Below are 15655 nucleotides of genomic sequence, written 5' to 3' on the forward strand. Positions count from 1 at the left end.
ACGATGACTGAACTGTTATTTATGGCAACGATTGCTGTCGCAGGCATGTCCGTCAGCCTGTGCCTGAAGGATCTGGGCGGCAGCGGGGCCGCACTGCGACGCTGGCGACAGCATCACGGCGGACGCAGCGACCCGGATATGGAGTTTTTGATCCAGCATGCGGTCGAGGCATTTTCTAGCCGCCACCGCCTCAGTGAGCAGGAAACGGCCCGCCTGCAGGAGGTGCGGTCACGCCCCGGCATGGTGCCGGTCACCCTGCTGCTTCAGCCTGACCTGGTCACACGTAAGCAGGGAAAATTTGAACGGGGCGCACGGCTGAATGTAATGTTCGGGCTGATTCTGGCCATCACAATAATTTTCCCTCCTTCGGTGGGCCTCGCGATGAATCACATCTGGCTGTGGTTTTTGCCGCTGCTCAACGTCGGCGCGTTCCTGGCCTGCATGCAGCTGGTTAAAAACGTGCTGCCGGATATGAGCCTGCTCAATCTACTGCTGACCGGAAAAGCTAAATAAGCATGCATACAAACGGCCTGCCGCCCTGCGGTTGGCCGGTCCCTCGCAGCCAGGATTAGAAATCCTGACGGCATCGCGACCTCCCTGAAGGTTTCATGCTGAAGCCAGTCATGTCTCTGGACTACTTGTTGTGCACAAAATTTTCAGGTGGGTGATTACCCCAGAACTGCTGTGAACGAAGAATGGAAGGTGGTTACCGTTAACAACGGTGATTAGATATTTGCTGGATCAGAACTGTTGATTACTTAAGACGACTTTTTATGCCATTTACCGTCATCACCTTTTTCATATTGATGCTTTACGGCAGCCCAGGCAACCTTATGAGATACTTCTTCGCGTGAATTGTCATCGCGCCTGTCTTTTTTATCTTTATACTCATCCCACGCACTGTTAAATGCCGCAACGTATATGTCCTGCCCATGTGGGGGCAGAGCATGTTTAACGCTGTCTGGTAATGAGCTTCTTGAATCATAAGGCATAGAAAATCTCCTTTGGTATGTAATACCAGCCTAGTATTAGTAGCGTGTTTTTCAAGTGGATGGCCCCTACTATCTGTATCGAACTGGCATTCAGGGCAGGGGCTCAGGTAAGAAGGAAGGCTGGTTTAGACCAGATGAAAGTCGTAAAACTTCATTGTGTCGATATGTTTTGAGCAATCATATCAGGTCAAACACCTTCGAACCTGGAAGTCAGGACGCTGCATTATCTTCTTCGACAGAGTATGGATCAAAGCGGATATACTGACGAATAGTGTCATGCAGGGCCTGATTTTGGCCTGCGTCTAACCCCCGCTCTTCATATTCTTTAGCCATCTGAATGACAACTTCGTCGTATTTTCCTTTAAATGAGATGTTGTTCAGGGCAATCTGCTTGATCATCAGCTCCCGAAGCACTTCTGTTTCGATTTTTAGACGTTGTACCGTTGCTTCCAGTTCTTTAATACGTTCTTCAGCCAACATGGTCACTCCTTAAAATCAATAAATTACTTTATGATGGTCAACTTGAATGTTGATGCTTGGAATATCTCATTGAAATTATTATAAATCAACCCTCAGCGTGTATTGACTCTTTGAGTTGAGTCGTAATATATGCTGGCGGATGGAGTTTTCTTTTGACGTTTCCTTTTTTGAATGTCTCATTATTTAACAATGTCTTACATCACCATTTTGCTGGAAATAATAAAAAATCATGATGATGAATGTCATTCATAATGCCCGGTTTATATTAATCATAGGTTTGACATAAGCTTTTTTCATAACGTATCCTTCGTGTTATGGTGTGATATTTACCAAACTTTGAAAAAGTAAGCTTGGTAGTGGATTAAGATTAAATTACTTTGTAACGCTACGAGGTTTGTTATGAAAAATCACAATGCGAATGAACAACGTAAGAAAGAAGGTGACGCACGTAAAGGCCTACCGAATGCTGATAATGCTTATGAAGAGGATGATCACCCTGCCAGGGATAATCCGAATGAGCATGGCGAGATCCCACGTACACGTGATGACAGCAAAGACCACAAGCAGGATCCGTACAAAGATCAATAATGTGTAAAAATTACTTTGAAAATAATGTCTTGAATGCTATTTGAAAACAGGAATGCAGATTTTTCAGTCATGTGAGTAAATAGGATGGGGTCATCAGAGAGGTTCCGTGAAATGGACTCTTCTTGTTAATACGCCTGGGTCAGATATGATAGCACTTGCAGGACTGCCTCTGCCGTCCGAAGCTGCAGAGGCAGTTTTCGTGTACATCAGGGCTCATCAATCCGTGAAACCTTAAGATAAGTGTGCTCACCTTTACCCAAAACTTTTCCGCTAACTCGGACTTTATCTTCAGCACTAAAAGTTTTACCTTTGAAGGCCATCTCTGGAGCATCAATATTCACCGTGCCGGTGCTGTCACGAAATTGATAGGTGTCTCCTTTAACTCTTTTGACAATATAACCTTCAAGAGTGACATATCCGCCTTGACGAAAATCTTTAATGAGGCTCACGGGGGTTTCAGCCGTATCTTCTGTCCCTTTATAACCAGCATCTCCTTTATGTTGGCTTGGTGGGTTTTTGCCCGCTTCAAATCCACCGGTTTCGGCATAAGCCCCAAAGCTAAGAGGGAGTATCATTGCAATCCAGGCTACTTTATTCATGTCGTTCTCCATAAAGGTTGAGGATAATCTTAATCCTGGCACACTAAATGGATTATGGTGGAAGCGTTGAGGTGAAATTGTTGAAAATCAGATGATTTACCCCCTCTTTAGGATTGCATTCGATTTATGCATGCAAATACATTGAGAATAGTAAACAGGAACAAATATGGGATCTATCTTGTCATTTTCGGCTTACTATGTCTGGCTGACATAATCAGGTCAACATTCTGAATAACATACCATTTTATTGGCTTTGAGCAATTGAAAGGATTTATGAGTAGTCAAGTATATTCACAGCTGGCACGCTTCACTAAACCTTGTTTTAGGCAATTTATATTAATTTATCTGTGGTCCAGATGATGGTAGTTCCTGCCGTCTGGCTTGCGTTTTAAGCTAAACTGACCAGACTTTAATGTTCATCCACTCCAGGAACGCCACGTATTCGTTCCCAGTAAGGAGAAAGAAATGAGTAAGAAAATAGCGGTTTTGATTACCGATGATTTTGAAGACTCAGAATTTACCTCACCCGCTGAAGCCTATGCCAAAGCAGGCCATGAGGTGGTGACCATTGAGATGCAGGCAGGTAAAAAGGTCAAAGGTAAGCAAGGTTTGGCGGAAGTTGAAATCGACAGAGATATCGATGACGTCAATACGGCCGAATTTGATGCGCTCCTGTTACCCGGGGGCCATTCACCTGATACATTACGTGGTGATGACCGTTTCGTCCGTTTCACAAAAGAGTTTGTTGCCAGTGGCAAACCTGTTTTTGCCATTTGCCATGGACCACAGTTGTTGATCAGCGCAAATGGCGTGCGTGGGCGTAAGATGACGTGTGTAAAAGCTATTGCGATTGACCTGCGTAATGCGGGCGCAGACTTTTATGATGAAGAGGTTGTGGTTGATGATGACAAGCTGGTCACCAGCCGCACACCTGATGATTTACCTGCATTTAATCGTGAAACGTTGCGTATCCTTAATGCTACTTCCTTCTAGCTGATGAGTGATGGCCTGTATAACATTTCACGGTTTTAAATACTAAATATCCGCACTTTTTGCTAAAAAAATGCCTTTGACGTTTGATTATAGTTGTACAGGATTAAATATTCTGTACAACTTACTCGGTCATATGCTGGCCAATCATTTGGGGCAAACGTATGCATCAGAATGAATACACTCAGAACCCTTCGGAAGCTATTCAGCAGTATTTTAGTCAGGCCTCTTTACCTTCACAGCAGGAAACCCTGGGGCAGATTGTTGTCGAGATCCTACGAGAGGGACGCAGTCTGAACCGTAAATCTCTCTGTACTAAACTTCTTCGCCGTCTGGAACTGGCGGGCAGCGTTGAGGAAGAACATCATTATCATCAGTTAATTGGGCTTTTGTTTGACCGGCAAGGCTGAGCTCAGGTCTGACTCCACTGTTGTACGGCATCACGTTTTCTGAACCTGCATCAATATGTATGACTCGTGGATGATAAAAAGCAGTGATCAATCGCGATGAAATACTGACTTATCCGTGTTGTCAGGAATGTAGCAATCAGAGACAGGTATGAACAGACGTTACGAACAGCAGAGAATTGATGAAATAATCGGGGAAGCCGCATTGGCATTGCTTCAGCAAGCTGGGCCGGTAACCCTACGTGCACTTGTAGCACAGTTACAGAACATGGAAAAACTGGCTAATACTTCTGACAGACGGAAGGATATTGTTCTTGCTATTAACGAGGTCAGAATGAGCGCTAAATCCGCAAATGTTGGGTTACCTCACGAAAGCAGGGAACAAGAGGATAAAGAACATCACACCTTTTTGAAGGCGCTATCCAGTACTAATAGCCGCAAACATTGAACGCAAAATACACAGCCTGAATTATAATCAAAAACTGTATCATAAAACGGGATTCAGATATGCCGACTTCAGAAGAACTGTTCTCAGCATTACCCGACCTTGAGCTGGCCCAACATTTTCGTAACGCAAATGTTGCACTCGATGAAGAAGCTGCAGTACTGGATATCATTATTCGGAATGTTTTGGCAGCTGAAGGTCGTGTAAGTAATAAGTCGATCATCATTAGCCTTGTGAAGGCACTTGAGTCTACCCGTGATGAGGCTCAGGCAGAGGTACTGCGTAAAACGCTTGAGATAGTGGTTGGCTACACACCTGACGACTAACTGAATTGTTAATGCATCAGCTCTGAGAGCAGGCGGATAAGACGTTCGCACTGCTCTTTCATTGCTTCACAAGGTGCTTCATCCTTCCTTTTCTGTAACGCCTGTGCGAGTTCGTGGATTTCAAATGGCTCACCTTCCCTTATATACTCCATAACCGTTACGCCTAAGAGGGCAAACAATTCCTGGGTTATTCGCTCATCATGGACCACTGCACCTCCGATTCCTGTATGTTTTTACAGTGTGTCACATCTCTTCTTCAGTTGATATGTCTGATGTATATCCATGTTGGGTCAGAAATTGTTACCTCAGAAAGAAAGCGGTAAGGGGGCTCTTCCTGGAACTGGATTGATTTAAACTGTCTCTGCTATCTGAATCGAATAAAGAGTGAGAATTATGAAGGCTTACAGGCATGTAAAGGAGGCAGGTGAGCAACAGGACAGGCAACTGTCATATAAAGCACAGAATGCCAGGTCACCTTTGCGGCCTCTGCTAATGATTTTTCTTAATGCTTCTTGCTCTCAACGGCGAAGGATACTCTAACCATCTGAGTATCCTCCGCTGCATAAATATTTATTGCCAGGCTCTGCAACCCTCAGCTTTCAAAAGGGCCAAACGGTAAACCCTTGCACCCGGTTCGTATGCTAGAGGGTGCCGGTTCCACCATCGGAACACCACACCTGGCCGGAAGTATAGCTGTTGGCCGTTTCCGCGAGTGTGACGTATAACGGCGCAATTTCTGCGGGTTGCCCAGGACGAGAAAGCGGGGCGGTGGCACCGAACTGCTCAATTTTCTCTGGTGGTTGCCCCCCACATACCTGTAACGCCGTCCAGTAGGGGCCAGGTGCGACAGCGTTCACACGAATTTGCTGTTCTCCCAGTTGTTTGGCGAGAGATTTAGTAAAGGCCGCTATTGCCGCTTTTGTCTGCGCATAGTCGAGTAAAATTGCACTTGGTTCATAGGCCTGAACAGACGAAGTGTTAATAATAGATGAGCCGCTGGGTAAGTATTCGAGTGCCGCCTTTGTTATCCAGAACATCGCATAAACATTCGTCTTAAACGTTGCATCAAAATCTTCAGTGGAGAGCGTCCGAATGGATTTATTATATTGCTGTCGGCCTGCATTATTCACCAGAATATCCAGCCCGCCTAGTTTCTCGTTAGCCTGATTAACCAACTGCTGACAAAATTCCTCAGAACGAATATCACCCGGAATCGCCACGGCTTTGCGGCCTTCGGCTTCAATTAATCGCACAACCTCTGCAGCATCCTGTTCTTCATCGGGCAAATAGTTGATAGCGACATCTGCACCTTCACGAGCATAGGCTATCGCTACGGCTCGGCCAATCCCTGAATCCCCACCGGTAATTAGCGCCTTACGACCGTCCAGTCGGCCATTACCTTGGTAGCTTTCTTCACCATGATCGGGTTTTGGATTCATCTCGGATGCCAGTCCCGGAAATGCCTGATGCTGACGCTTAAAGGGTGGGGTAGGATATTGGTTAGCGGAAATTGGCTTGTTGGTTGATGAAGTCATCTTGATCTCCTGTAAGGTAGATTAATTTAATCCTGGCAGAAGAATTTAAATTTGTCACGATCGGTTCTGAAAGTGAGTGGCTGGTTTTCAATGTGCGGCTATAAATATTATTATCAAATCCCTGACGTAATGTGATCGAATTATACATGCCACAATGATATTTATATGCCTTTAAAAATCCCAGCAAATGTTTGTTGCGAATTACTTCTATGAGATTGTGAAAGTCAGTGAGAATTATCTGAAAACACCTCGATAGATAAAGTAAGGGACAAATTATACTCATCTTTCATCATTTAAGCGGCAGACTGGAAATGGAACTTGCTTACAATAAGCGGGCGCAACATGAGGTCACTGCAGAAGGCACAAATTATCGGGGGAAAGTGCTGCGGTCGTCACTCAACAAGACTGCCTGAGTGGCCAACGGTCCTGACTTTCATGCAGGACACGTTGGCTGATTGACCATCAGGCCGGTATAGAAAGTGCTTTATGGCTACGTGACCAGATGCGATGGGATTTAATCCCCTCAATAAATTCCGTCAGAAGTGGGGTGTCTGCTTTGTCTCCATCGGCAATTCCCGCTTCTTGTTCATCAGACCTGAGCGCAAACTGCGTCTTGAAACGGCGGGCATCACCGCTTAATCCGATCACCTTAAGATGTTTGTATGCCTCCAGCAGGAAGTATCGACTGTCGCCACTGAGCAGCAGGGCATCAATATTTCCGTCAGGCACAAAGACCGCATCAAAGGTCAGTGAAGGTAAGCCAGCAAAGGTGGCATCGACGGGCAGGGCTGAGCCATCATCAGCCTGGACCTGACCCATATGTGCAGCCAGTAGCTTTGTATGGATACCTTCTGCTTTCAACGCCTTCATTACAGCCAGCACATCGGCAGATCTTACGCCATCACTCAGCAATAAAGCGACCTGACGACCTTTAACTGTACGATCCTGCTTTGCATAAAGACTCAGACTGTCATCTTTTTTCAGGCCATTTACGTCAGCAGCAGGTGGTGTATTAAGCTGATCGTTTGTCAACCTGATGCCCAGATTGTCTGCCACGCGCTGCCCCAGAGTGACGTCAATGTGCACAAGGTGATCAACAACTCGCTCGCGGATGTAAGGTCGGGAAACTTTACTTAACTCAAACGAGTAAGCGGCAATGATGTGATCTTGTTCCACGGTAGTCTGGCTCAGCCAGAAGAGGCGAGGTTGTGAATAGTATTCACCGAAGGAGGGGCTGCGTTCGCGTATCTTGCTACCTTCAATGCGCTCCTGATAGCTCTCAAAGCCGCCCCCCTGCGGGCCGGGTGGCGTCTCTCTTGGCCAGTTGTCATTGATAGAGTTAGGTTCGTAATTTGCTGGATTAGTGTCGATGTCCTGCCGGTGCATACCCTGGCGTTGAAAGTTATGGTAGGGGCAGACAGGGCGGTTAATCGGGATCTCATGGAAGTTTGGCCCACCGAGGCGGCTGATTTGCGTATCGGTGTAGGAGAAAAGCCGGCCTTGTAGCAGAGGATCGTTGGTGAAGTCGAGGCCCGGTACGATATGTCCGGGATGAAATGCGACCTGTTCGGTTTCGGCAAAGAAGTTATCAGGATTGCGATTCAGCACCATTTTGCCTACACGTTCAACCGGTACCAGTTCTTCCGGGATTAATTTAGTGGCATCGAGAATATCAAAGTCGAATTTACATTCATCTTCTTCCGGGATCAGCTGAAGGCCTAGCTCATATTCCGGATAGTCACCAGCCTCGATGGCTTCCCACAAGTCGCGTCGATGAAAATCGGGGTCGCGGCCGGTTAGCTTCTGAGACTCATCCCACAGCAGTGATGCTTTCCCGGCCACGGGCTTCCAGTGAAAGCGAACAAAGGTGGATTTACCCTCCGCATTGATTAGCCGAAATGTGTGTATGCCGAATCCTTCCATCGTCCGGTAGCTGCGGGGAATACCACGATCGGACATCGCCCAGATAACGTTATGCAGCGTTTCAGGCTGGAGGGAGACATAATCCCAGAAGGTGTCATGTGCGCTTTGGCCCTGGGGGATTTCATTGTGTGGTTCGGGTTTTACGGCATGGACAAAATCCGGAAATTTATGGGCGTCCTGAATGAAAAATACCGGTGTGTTATTGCCGACGAGGTCAAACACGCCTTCCTCAGTATAAAACTTAGTGGCAAATCCTCGAATGTCGCGCACGGTGTCCGCAGAACCCGCACCACCCTGAACCGTTGAGAACCGGACAAAGACCGGAGTCACCTGTTCCGGGTTGGAAAGAAAATGTGCCTTAGTGAGGTCGCTTAGCGACCGATAGGGTTGAAAGAAGCCGTGTGCGGCGGAACCACGCGCATGCACAATGCGTTCAGGAATGCGTTCGTGATCAAAATGCGTGATTTTCTCTCGCATAATGAAGTCTTCAAGCAACGTTGGGCCGCGAGTCCCTGCCCGAAGCGAGTTCTGATCGTTGGCTATGCGTGTGCCTTGATTGGTTGTCAGCGGCTGGTCCAAGCCCTGCTTACGTGCTGCGTCGAGCTGCTGGAGTTTGGTATTTTGCGTGTTCAGGGCTTTGAGGCTGCCGGGTGCGGTAGGGTTTTTTCCGGGTGGTGTGGGTTGAGCCGGCGGCTGATGTGAGCCGTCTTCCGGGGCCAGTGAACCCAGTCCCGGCTTGACAGATTCAGGGCCCGCTACCGGGGCGCGTTGGCTTAATACTTTTTTATCTGATTGATTCGACATTGCTATCTTCCTCTCTCTGATATGAAAAAAACACTCCTGAGTGTAGGGTGAAAAATGAGATGTGTCATATATAGCGAATGTGAAGTTGGCGGGCCTGCTAAAATAGGTATTTTTACTTTCAGTAATGAACCGAAGCGTATGGTCGCTTGTCATGAAAATAAGCCGGACGATAAAAATGAGAAACTTAAAAACAAAAAAATTCCTGTCAACCGGTAACGATATAAGGTTGCAGAGGCATTTTATATAAATCAATCCTTTCAAAGGCTTGGTGATTTCTCGTGTCTTCCTAAAGGAGTAAGTAGCTAATGATGTAGAATGTCCTCACAGCTAGCAACTTTGCCCATTCTCTATTAGGGTTAATTATCTGCAGTTTGCTGAGGAAGGACTATGAGTAATGCGACGTTGTCCGTTGAATTAACATTACTGGACAGATACTGGCGTGCAGCCAATTATCTTTCCGTAGGCCAGATTTATCTGATGGACAATCCTCTACTACATCAGCCTCTTGAACCTCACCATATCAAACCGCGTTTATTAGGGCATTGGGGAACAACGCCCGGCCTGAACTTTATCTACGCACACCTCAATCGCATCATTCGTCAGCGGGATCTCAATCTGCTGTATGTTTGCGGACCTGGCCACGGCGGACCCGGTATGGTGGCAAACAGTTGGCTGGAAGGCAGCTATAGCGAAATTTATCCCCACGTCAGTTCTGACGAAACGGGTATGCAGCGTTTGTTCAAGCAGTTCTCTTTCCCGGGGGGGATCCCTAGCCATGCAGCTCCTGAAACGCCAGGATCGATTAATGAAGGCGGGGAGCTCGGCTATTCACTTTCTCATGCTTTCGGTGCCGCCTTTGATAACCCTGAATTGATCGTGCCCTGCGTAATAGGGGATGGGGAATCGGAAACCGGCCCACTTGCAGCAAGCTGGCAGGGTATAAAATTCCTCAATGCCCGGCGTGATGGAGCCGTGTTGCCTGTTTTGCACCTAAACGGCTATAAAATTGCCAGCCCTACCATACTGGCACGTAGCAGTGACGAGGACTTGCGTAAGTTATTCAGCGGCTATGGTTATGAACCACTGTTCGTCTGTGGCAGTGAGCCTGCTGAGATGCATAAAAAAATGGCTGACACCCTGGATTATGCTTTTAACAGAATTGCGGATTTCCAGCAGCAAGTTCGCAGCGGTACTGCACCGGATCTGATACCGAAATGGCCGATGATTGTGCTGCGTAGCCCCAAAGGCTGGACCGGCCCCGACATGGTGGATGGTCAAAAAGTCGCAGATTTCTGGCGTGCTCACCAGGTGCCAGTCTCCGCCTGTCGCGATAATGACGATCATCGCGCCATCCTTGAGAACTGGATGCGTAGTTATCAACCCGAGAATCTCTTTGATAAACGCGGTGAGTTGATGCCCGAGTTAAAGGCATTGGCTCCTGCAGGTGACAAACGGATGAGTGCAACGCCTTTTGCCAACGGTGGGCGATTGAGACAGGAGCTCGTTACGCCAGACATAGAGAAATTTGCGCTTGAAACCGGGGAACCGGGTAGTTTAACCGGACAAGCAACGGAGGAGTTTGGCCGCTACCTGAGTAAGGTTTTCCTGCTCAATCCGCATAATTTTCGCCTGTTTGGTCCTGACGAAACGGCATCAAACCGGCTATCACCCGTGTTTGACGTTACCAGTCGCACCTGGATGGCTCCCTTGAAAGACTATGATGAACAACTCGCGCGTGATGGAAGAGTGATGGAAATTCTCAGTGAACATCAGTGCCAGGGTTGGCTTGAAGGCTATCTGCTCACAGGACGACATGGTCTGTTTAACTGTTATGAAGCCTTTATCCATATTGTCGATTCGATGTTCAATCAGTATGCTAAATGGCTGAAGGTGAGCCGACAACTCAGTTGGCGTAAGCCTGTCTCATCGCTGAATTATCTTCTCTCTTCCCATGTATGGCGTCAGGATCATAATGGTTACAGCCATCAGGACCCAGGGTTTCTCGACCATGTTGCCAATAAAAAGGCTGACATCGTGCGTATCTACCTGCCGCCAGATGCAAATACGCTGCTCTGGGTAGGCGATCACTGCCTTCGCACCTGGGATCGCATTAATGTTATTGTCGCCGGTAAGCAACCCGCACCGCAGTGGCTTTCATTGTCCGATGCTATTGCCCATTGTGAATCGGGTATGGGGGAGTGGCGATGGGCCAGTCATTCGGGTGAACCGGACGTGGTGATGGCCTGTGCAGGAGATGTGCCTACTCTGGAAACGCTGGCTGCCGTCGATCTGCTGCGTGGTTATCTGCCTGAGTTGCGAATTCGTGTGGTGAATGTCGTCGATTTACTGGCCCTTCAGACCAAAGAGCAGCATCCGCACGGTAAATCTGAAGCTGAGTTTGACGCGCTCTTTACGCAAAATAAACCGGTTATTTTCGCTTTTCACGGATACCCGAGTCTCATTCACCGTTTGACTTATCAGCGTAACAATCATGACAACATTCATGTGCATGGCTTTAATGAAGAAGGCACCACCACCACGCCTTTTGATATGACGGTACTGAACGAACTTGATCGCTATCATCTGGCCCAGGCAGCTATTCTTCGGGTCCCCGGTCTGGCAGAACAGCACGCTGAGTTGCTTGATGAGTTGCAGGAACGGCTAGATGAACATCACCGTTACGTGCGCGAGTACGGCGAAGATATGCCCGAAGTCAAAGACTGGCATTGGCCCCTTGAGGGCAACAATAAACGTTAACGATTTTTTAATTGCGTAAATAATCTGCTTAACAGTGAGAAGTCGTGGGTATGAACCCGGAAAATATTATTAAGTGATGGATATATAGCACCCCGTCTTAGCGGAAAGCTGTTGGGACAGTTAAAATGCTGGCCTTTTCTTAACTGGGTGCATAGTGGATTGTGGGTTTGAAATGTCCAAATGAAAAGATATCGATATGACAATCTATATCGGTAATTATAATAAAATCAGACCCATGCTTACGCATATTACATAGACCTGTCGTGACATGAGAGTGTAATAATACAGTGTGACTAAGGCTTACTCATTAATTACCTGAGAGGTAATCCTTCCTTTGGTATAGATAATATTTAAAATAGACCTTCAATGAAATAAGTGGAATGGAAGCTCGTGAGCATCCGTGCTCTGCGACTAAGTAGAGTCCCTTAATATATGCAGATCAGGAATTTTTATGGCTATTGTGCCCGCCTTTTTTTCCTGCTTCGGATGCTTTTTCTCGGTCGTTTTTGAAATTACCGCCGCTGTGCTGCCCGCCTTTTTTACCTGCATCAGATGCTTTTTTCTTGTCTTCTGAGAAATTTCCTGAACCGCCTCTATGCTCAGCCATAATTTTTCCTCTTCATGTTATGAAATTACATGATAGGGTTCTGACGTCATGTGCGTATTGAATGATTAAGATTAATCGATGTTGTAAACTATGCAAGCGATGCCGTTATATATGATGATATTAAAAATCAGCTAGTTACAGGGTGGAGGATAGTTAGAATTGTTATTAACTCATTGATTTAATTATGTAAATTATATTGTGTAAATTTATGGTGGCGGCGATTTATTAGAGGGTTGTTTTTTTACATATAGGTTCTTGATGTAATATCATATTTCATAAGGATAGGTTTGTCTCGAACGGGATAGGTGATGTCATGGGGATTTAGATAAATTTGACCTTAGATCCCCTATCACACGTGGTTTCTTTTTTTACATGTCGTTGGTAGAGAAATAATTATGTAATATTTACATTTCAATATTAAGTAAATTATCTTCTGCGTGTAAATGTGAAGTGAGTCACAAATCAGTGAATTGGTTTAAACTTATACAGTGCCTTTGATTTTGTACAGCATTTTATTTTTTATACCATAAAAGCATAGAGTTATAAGTATCTGCCACGTGTGAATGCTGTTTTTTCTCAATTCACGCCCATTAAACATGCATTTCAAATATTGCTTTACGCTGAATTTAATCCATTCTGTATGAATGTGAAAATTTTATAAAATGTACCATTAAATGGAAGAGGTAAACCATGACACATCGACGAGGTGGATCGGGTAATTTTGCGGAAGATACTGAGCGTGCTCGCGTTGCGGGTAAAAAGGGTGGGGCATTAAGTGGCGGGAACTTCAAAAATAATCCCGAGCGGGCAGCAGAAGCCGGCAGGAAAGGCGGGAGAATTAGTAGAAGAGGGAAGGAAACTACTATTGAGCAGTAGTTTCCTTCTTTTAGTAAATCTGTGCCATCTAACTCCCCGGATAATTCCGGGGAAGGGTGATCAAATTTTCATTTTGATACTTCGCTGATTATCAAGACAGGATAAATAATGGTTACTATCAATCTATCTAAAGGGATTGCTCAGGAGGGAACATGGTTGTTAATAAGAGAGGTCGTTGCTGAACTTTTACTCAGCATGGACTCCTTACAGACTAATGATATTTTGCTTGCGCTATACAGTAAAAGCGTGATCGCAGACGATATCTTTAAACGTAACAAATGTCGGGAAGCAATGTGCATGCTTTATAGTGAAAAACATTAATCCCCTGGCTTTAATTACATTTCGAAATCAGAACCACGTAGAATGAGTGAAGGTATGGAGGGAACTCATGACGTTTTCAGGAAAATAATGCTCAGCTTCATCCGTGAGTTATTTTTTAAAAAAGGATAATAGTATCTTATTTTAAAAAAATTTTACTTAAACTTGTTAAGCCACTACGCAGTTAAATTAAATTCCTCGTGTTAACAGACCGCGATTTTAGTCATGCTTTAAAATGAAATATAACTATACCATCAAGAGTCTATTTTTCTTCAAGATCATCACCAGTGTCTTCAGTGATAACGAAACTGGTATATAGGAAATAACTTACAGCTTTACCTTTTTCCGTAAATAATTTAAGTGGTTAAGTTATGTTCTTTGAGAGTATTGCTGTACTGATTTGCGCCGCAAAGTATTATCGACGTGTATATCCTAAATTGAGAAGTGTAATCTTTCTGGCTGAGATGGAGTGATCAAGTCATCATCTGTTACATCTGACGTTGTTGCTGCTAAGACGCAAAAACGTCGGCCTTTGAGGTGGTTTTATTTATATGGACTAGAATTAAAAAGATGTTGGTTAAATTTGAATGCCGACTTATCCAAACAATCAGGAGAACATATGGCTGATGTAAAAGAACGTATTGATAACCTTGAAAAGACTATAGGTGAGTTACGCTTCGATCTTTATGCATCAAAGGTTGCCATCTCTGTACTATCTTCAGTGATAATCAAGATCGGTGGTGAGCCTGATTTGCTTATAAATTCATATGAAGAAGAGAAGAGTTCAGCTCCACTTGTTAAATTTAATCATCCAGAACAGGAAGGCGATGCGGAAAAACTCAAACGAAGCGTTTTAGCTCTGTTATCACAAAAAGAAGATTAGAGATTGTAACGATTACAGGGGTTTTCTGGGAGATCACATAAGAGTGCTCTTTAGAGAGGTATCTCTTGACTTACTCCCCTTTGATTGATGTACAGCAATGTTGAGGTAGCACTAAGCAACCCGCCAGGAGGGCTATGGGGCCTGCAAGAGCGAGCATTGGCTCTCGGTGATTTGTTGCTTTAATCAGATTACAGAGGCAGCCGCTAACATTAGCGGCTGCCTCTGTAACTTATTCTGAGTAGCAGTGCTCCGCAGCCGGAAAGCTGCCGTCTTTGACTGCGGCAATGTAGCTTTTTAATGCGCCCTGGATGTCATCCTGCCCTTTCATAAAATTTTTGACGAATTTCGGAGCCCGTCCTGTGATGCTCAGGCCAAGCATATCGTGCAGCACCAAAACCTGGCCATCTGTATCCGGGCCAGCACCGATGCCGATTACTGGTACGGATACAACTTCGCTCAGGGCTCTGCCCAGTGAGGCAGGGACGGCTTCAACCAGCACCATTGCCGCACCGGCGTCTTGAAGCTTTTTCGCGGTGTCGATTAGAGCGGCTGCCTGATGGCTGTCACGCCCCTGTACTTTGAAACCGCCAAAGACATTAACCGACTGAGGGGTGAGTCCAATATGGGCACAAACCGGTATACCGTTGCGCGTTAACTGACGCACTGTGTCGCACAGCCATTCTCCACCTTCGATCTTGACCATCTGCGCACCAGCCTGCATTAACTGCGCGGAGCTGTGCAGTGCCTGCTCAGGCGAGTAACAGGTCATGAATGAAAGGTCGGCGATAATGAAACCGCCACTGTTTCCGCGTTTTACGCAGGCCGTGTGATAAACCATATCTTCCAACCTGACCGGGAGGGTGCTGTCATGGCCCTGCAGGATCATTCCTAGCGTATCGCCAATAAGAAGCATCTCAACGCCTGCCGTGCTCAGCTCGTGTGCAAACGTGGCATCGTAGCAGGTGAGCATGGTGATTTTCTCGCCGCGCTGCTTGAGGTTTTTCAGATGTGTCAGTGTGACTGATGACATAGAGTTCTCTGCTAATTCGTTACGTTCATGAAGGATGTTGCGGGCGAAATAATACCGGCTTTCGCAACGCTAATTGTATTGTTCGGTCCGTAGGA

The 15655-nt window shown here is 46.0% G+C and carries 18 protein-coding genes; 10 read left to right on the forward strand and 8 right to left on the reverse strand.

What is annotated here, in order from left to right; genetic code table 11:
* Nucleotides 1-3 precede the first annotated feature (3 nt).
* Nucleotides 4-513 (forward strand): hypothetical protein, encoded by a 510-nt coding sequence (locus tag F3J40_RS20380; RefSeq protein WP_167017623.1) that lies wholly within the window; start codon nucleotides 4-6, stop codon nucleotides 511-513.
* A 245-nt stretch (nucleotides 514-758) separates the two neighbouring features.
* Here the strand turns inward: F3J40_RS20380 and chaB are convergent, their stop codons facing one another.
* Both chaB and F3J40_RS20390 read right to left on the reverse strand, forming a co-directional pair.
* Complete coding sequence (gene chaB / locus F3J40_RS20385; protein WP_167017624.1) at nucleotides 759-992, reverse strand: putative cation transport regulator ChaB; 234 nt, start codon at nucleotides 990-992, stop codon at nucleotides 759-761.
* A gap of 210 nt (nucleotides 993-1202) precedes the next feature.
* The gene (locus F3J40_RS20390) at nucleotides 1203-1472 is read right to left on the reverse strand and encodes a hypothetical protein (protein ID WP_167017626.1); all 270 of its coding nucleotides are present in this window, start codon (nucleotides 1470-1472) and stop codon (nucleotides 1203-1205) included.
* Nucleotides 1473-1871: 399 nt separating this feature from the next.
* On the opposite strand from F3J40_RS20390, the gene F3J40_RS20395 reads away from it, so the two are divergent.
* The gene (locus F3J40_RS20395; RefSeq protein ID WP_167017628.1) at nucleotides 1872-2060 is read left to right on the forward strand and encodes a hypothetical protein; all 189 of its coding nucleotides are present in this window, start codon (nucleotides 1872-1874) and stop codon (nucleotides 2058-2060) included.
* 206 nt (nucleotides 2061-2266) lie between these two features.
* On the opposite strand, the gene F3J40_RS20400 is transcribed toward F3J40_RS20395, so the two are convergent.
* Nucleotides 2267-2659 (reverse strand): YgiW/YdeI family stress tolerance OB fold protein, encoded by a 393-nt coding sequence (locus F3J40_RS20400; RefSeq protein ID WP_167017630.1) that lies wholly within the window; start codon nucleotides 2657-2659, stop codon nucleotides 2267-2269.
* Nucleotides 2660-3124: 465 nt separating this feature from the next.
* Here F3J40_RS20400 and F3J40_RS20405 point away from each other — a divergent pair, with 465 nt between their 5' ends.
* The 4 genes from F3J40_RS20405 (at nucleotide 3125) to F3J40_RS20420 (ending at nucleotide 4827) form a co-directional block, all read left to right on the forward strand.
* On the forward strand, nucleotides 3125-3652 hold the full coding sequence (locus F3J40_RS20405) for a type 1 glutamine amidotransferase domain-containing protein (RefSeq protein ID WP_167017631.1): 528 nt from the start codon (nucleotides 3125-3127) through the stop codon (nucleotides 3650-3652).
* Nucleotides 3653-3813: 161 nt separating this feature from the next.
* Nucleotides 3814-4059, forward strand: a complete 246-nt coding sequence (gene ycgZ, locus F3J40_RS20410; RefSeq protein WP_167017633.1) for a regulatory protein YcgZ — start codon at nucleotides 3814-3816, stop codon at nucleotides 4057-4059.
* 148 nt (nucleotides 4060-4207) lie between these two features.
* A complete protein-coding gene (locus tag F3J40_RS20415) occupies nucleotides 4208-4504 on the forward strand; it encodes a hypothetical protein (protein ID WP_167017635.1) in 297 nt (98 codons plus the stop codon).
* 59 nt (nucleotides 4505-4563) lie between these two features.
* Nucleotides 4564-4827, forward strand: a complete 264-nt coding sequence (locus F3J40_RS20420) for a biofilm development regulator YmgB/AriR family protein (protein ID WP_167017637.1) — start codon at nucleotides 4564-4566, stop codon at nucleotides 4825-4827.
* 8 nt (nucleotides 4828-4835) lie between these two features.
* Here F3J40_RS20420 and F3J40_RS20425 read toward each other — a convergent pair whose 3' ends face one another.
* From F3J40_RS20425 to katE, 3 genes are all read right to left on the reverse strand, one after another.
* Nucleotides 4836-5036, reverse strand: coding sequence for a hypothetical protein (locus tag F3J40_RS20425; RefSeq protein WP_167017639.1), 201 nt, complete (start codon nucleotides 5034-5036; stop codon nucleotides 4836-4838).
* 432 nt (nucleotides 5037-5468) lie between these two features.
* Nucleotides 5469-6362 carry an SDR family oxidoreductase gene (locus F3J40_RS20430; RefSeq protein ID WP_167017641.1) on the reverse strand — a complete coding sequence of 298 codons (894 nt, stop codon included), beginning with the start codon at nucleotides 6360-6362 and terminating at the stop codon, nucleotides 5469-5471.
* A 462-nt stretch (nucleotides 6363-6824) separates the two neighbouring features.
* Nucleotides 6825-9089: a catalase HPII gene (gene katE, locus F3J40_RS20435; RefSeq protein WP_167017643.1), complete on the reverse strand. Its 2265-nt coding sequence runs from the start codon at nucleotides 9087-9089 to the stop codon at nucleotides 6825-6827.
* Between the two features lie 387 nt (nucleotides 9090-9476).
* On the opposite strand from katE, the gene F3J40_RS20440 reads away from it, so the two are divergent.
* Nucleotides 9477-11846, forward strand: coding sequence for a phosphoketolase family protein (locus tag F3J40_RS20440; RefSeq protein WP_167017645.1), 2370 nt, complete (start codon nucleotides 9477-9479; stop codon nucleotides 11844-11846).
* Between the two features lie 439 nt (nucleotides 11847-12285).
* On the opposite strand, the gene F3J40_RS20445 is transcribed toward F3J40_RS20440, so the two are convergent.
* Complete coding sequence (locus tag F3J40_RS20445; protein WP_167017647.1) at nucleotides 12286-12453, reverse strand: con-10 family general stress protein; 168 nt, start codon at nucleotides 12451-12453, stop codon at nucleotides 12286-12288.
* Between the two features lie 690 nt (nucleotides 12454-13143).
* On the opposite strand from F3J40_RS20445, the gene F3J40_RS20450 reads away from it, so the two are divergent.
* The 3 genes from F3J40_RS20450 (at nucleotide 13144) to F3J40_RS20460 (ending at nucleotide 14530) form a co-directional block, all read left to right on the forward strand.
* Nucleotides 13144-13329, forward strand: coding sequence for a con-10 family general stress protein (locus F3J40_RS20450; RefSeq protein ID WP_167017649.1), 186 nt, complete (start codon nucleotides 13144-13146; stop codon nucleotides 13327-13329).
* Between the two features lie 108 nt (nucleotides 13330-13437).
* Nucleotides 13438-13650, forward strand: coding sequence for a hypothetical protein (locus tag F3J40_RS20455; RefSeq protein ID WP_167017651.1), 213 nt, complete (start codon nucleotides 13438-13440; stop codon nucleotides 13648-13650).
* 616 nt (nucleotides 13651-14266) lie between these two features.
* Nucleotides 14267-14530: a hypothetical protein gene (locus F3J40_RS20460; RefSeq protein WP_167017653.1), complete on the forward strand. Its 264-nt coding sequence runs from the start codon at nucleotides 14267-14269 to the stop codon at nucleotides 14528-14530.
* 229 nt (nucleotides 14531-14759) lie between these two features.
* On the opposite strand, the gene panB is transcribed toward F3J40_RS20460, so the two are convergent.
* Entirely contained in the window at nucleotides 14760-15560 is an 801-nt protein-coding gene (gene panB / locus F3J40_RS20465; protein ID WP_167017655.1) for a 3-methyl-2-oxobutanoate hydroxymethyltransferase, read from the reverse strand.
* Nucleotides 15561-15655 lie beyond the last annotated feature (95 nt).

It is taken from the genome of Candidatus Pantoea multigeneris (genome assembly GCF_011752615.1).
GTDB lineage: Bacteria > Pseudomonadota > Gammaproteobacteria > Enterobacterales > Enterobacteriaceae > Pantoea > Pantoea multigeneris.

Coding starts and splice junctions, on each gene's coding strand:
- F3J40_RS20440 (WP_167017645.1), top strand. CDS start 9,477: ATGAGTAATGCGACGTTGTCCGTTGAATTAACATTACTGGACAGATAC.
- F3J40_RS20450 (WP_167017649.1), top strand. CDS start 13,144: ATGACACATCGACGAGGTGGATCGGGTAATTTTGCGGAAGATACTGAG.
- F3J40_RS20390 (WP_167017626.1), bottom strand. CDS start 1,472: ATGTTGGCTGAAGAACGTATTAAAGAACTGGAAGCAACGGTACAACGT.
- F3J40_RS20445 (WP_167017647.1), bottom strand. CDS start 12,453: ATGGCTGAGCATAGAGGCGGTTCAGGAAATTTCTCAGAAGACAAGAAA.
- F3J40_RS20395 (WP_167017628.1), top strand. CDS start 1,872: ATGAAAAATCACAATGCGAATGAACAACGTAAGAAAGAAGGTGACGCA.
- panB (WP_167017655.1), bottom strand. CDS start 15,560: ATGTCATCAGTCACACTGACACATCTGAAAAACCTCAAGCAGCGCGGC.
- katE (WP_167017643.1), bottom strand. CDS start 9,089: ATGTCGAATCAATCAGATAAAAAAGTATTAAGCCAACGCGCCCCGGTA.
- F3J40_RS20405 (WP_167017631.1), top strand. CDS start 3,125: ATGAGTAAGAAAATAGCGGTTTTGATTACCGATGATTTTGAAGACTCA.
- chaB (WP_167017624.1), bottom strand. CDS start 992: ATGCCTTATGATTCAAGAAGCTCATTACCAGACAGCGTTAAACATGCT.
- F3J40_RS20460 (WP_167017653.1), top strand. CDS start 14,267: ATGGCTGATGTAAAAGAACGTATTGATAACCTTGAAAAGACTATAGGT.
- F3J40_RS20400 (WP_167017630.1), bottom strand. CDS start 2,659: ATGAATAAAGTAGCCTGGATTGCAATGATACTCCCTCTTAGCTTTGGG.
- F3J40_RS20415 (WP_167017635.1), top strand. CDS start 4,208: ATGAACAGACGTTACGAACAGCAGAGAATTGATGAAATAATCGGGGAA.
- F3J40_RS20420 (WP_167017637.1), top strand. CDS start 4,564: ATGCCGACTTCAGAAGAACTGTTCTCAGCATTACCCGACCTTGAGCTG.
- F3J40_RS20455 (WP_167017651.1), top strand. CDS start 13,438: ATGGTTACTATCAATCTATCTAAAGGGATTGCTCAGGAGGGAACATGG.
- ycgZ (WP_167017633.1), top strand. CDS start 3,814: ATGCATCAGAATGAATACACTCAGAACCCTTCGGAAGCTATTCAGCAG.
- F3J40_RS20430 (WP_167017641.1), bottom strand. CDS start 6,362: ATGACTTCATCAACCAACAAGCCAATTTCCGCTAACCAATATCCTACC.
- F3J40_RS20380 (WP_167017623.1), top strand. CDS start 4: ATGACTGAACTGTTATTTATGGCAACGATTGCTGTCGCAGGCATGTCC.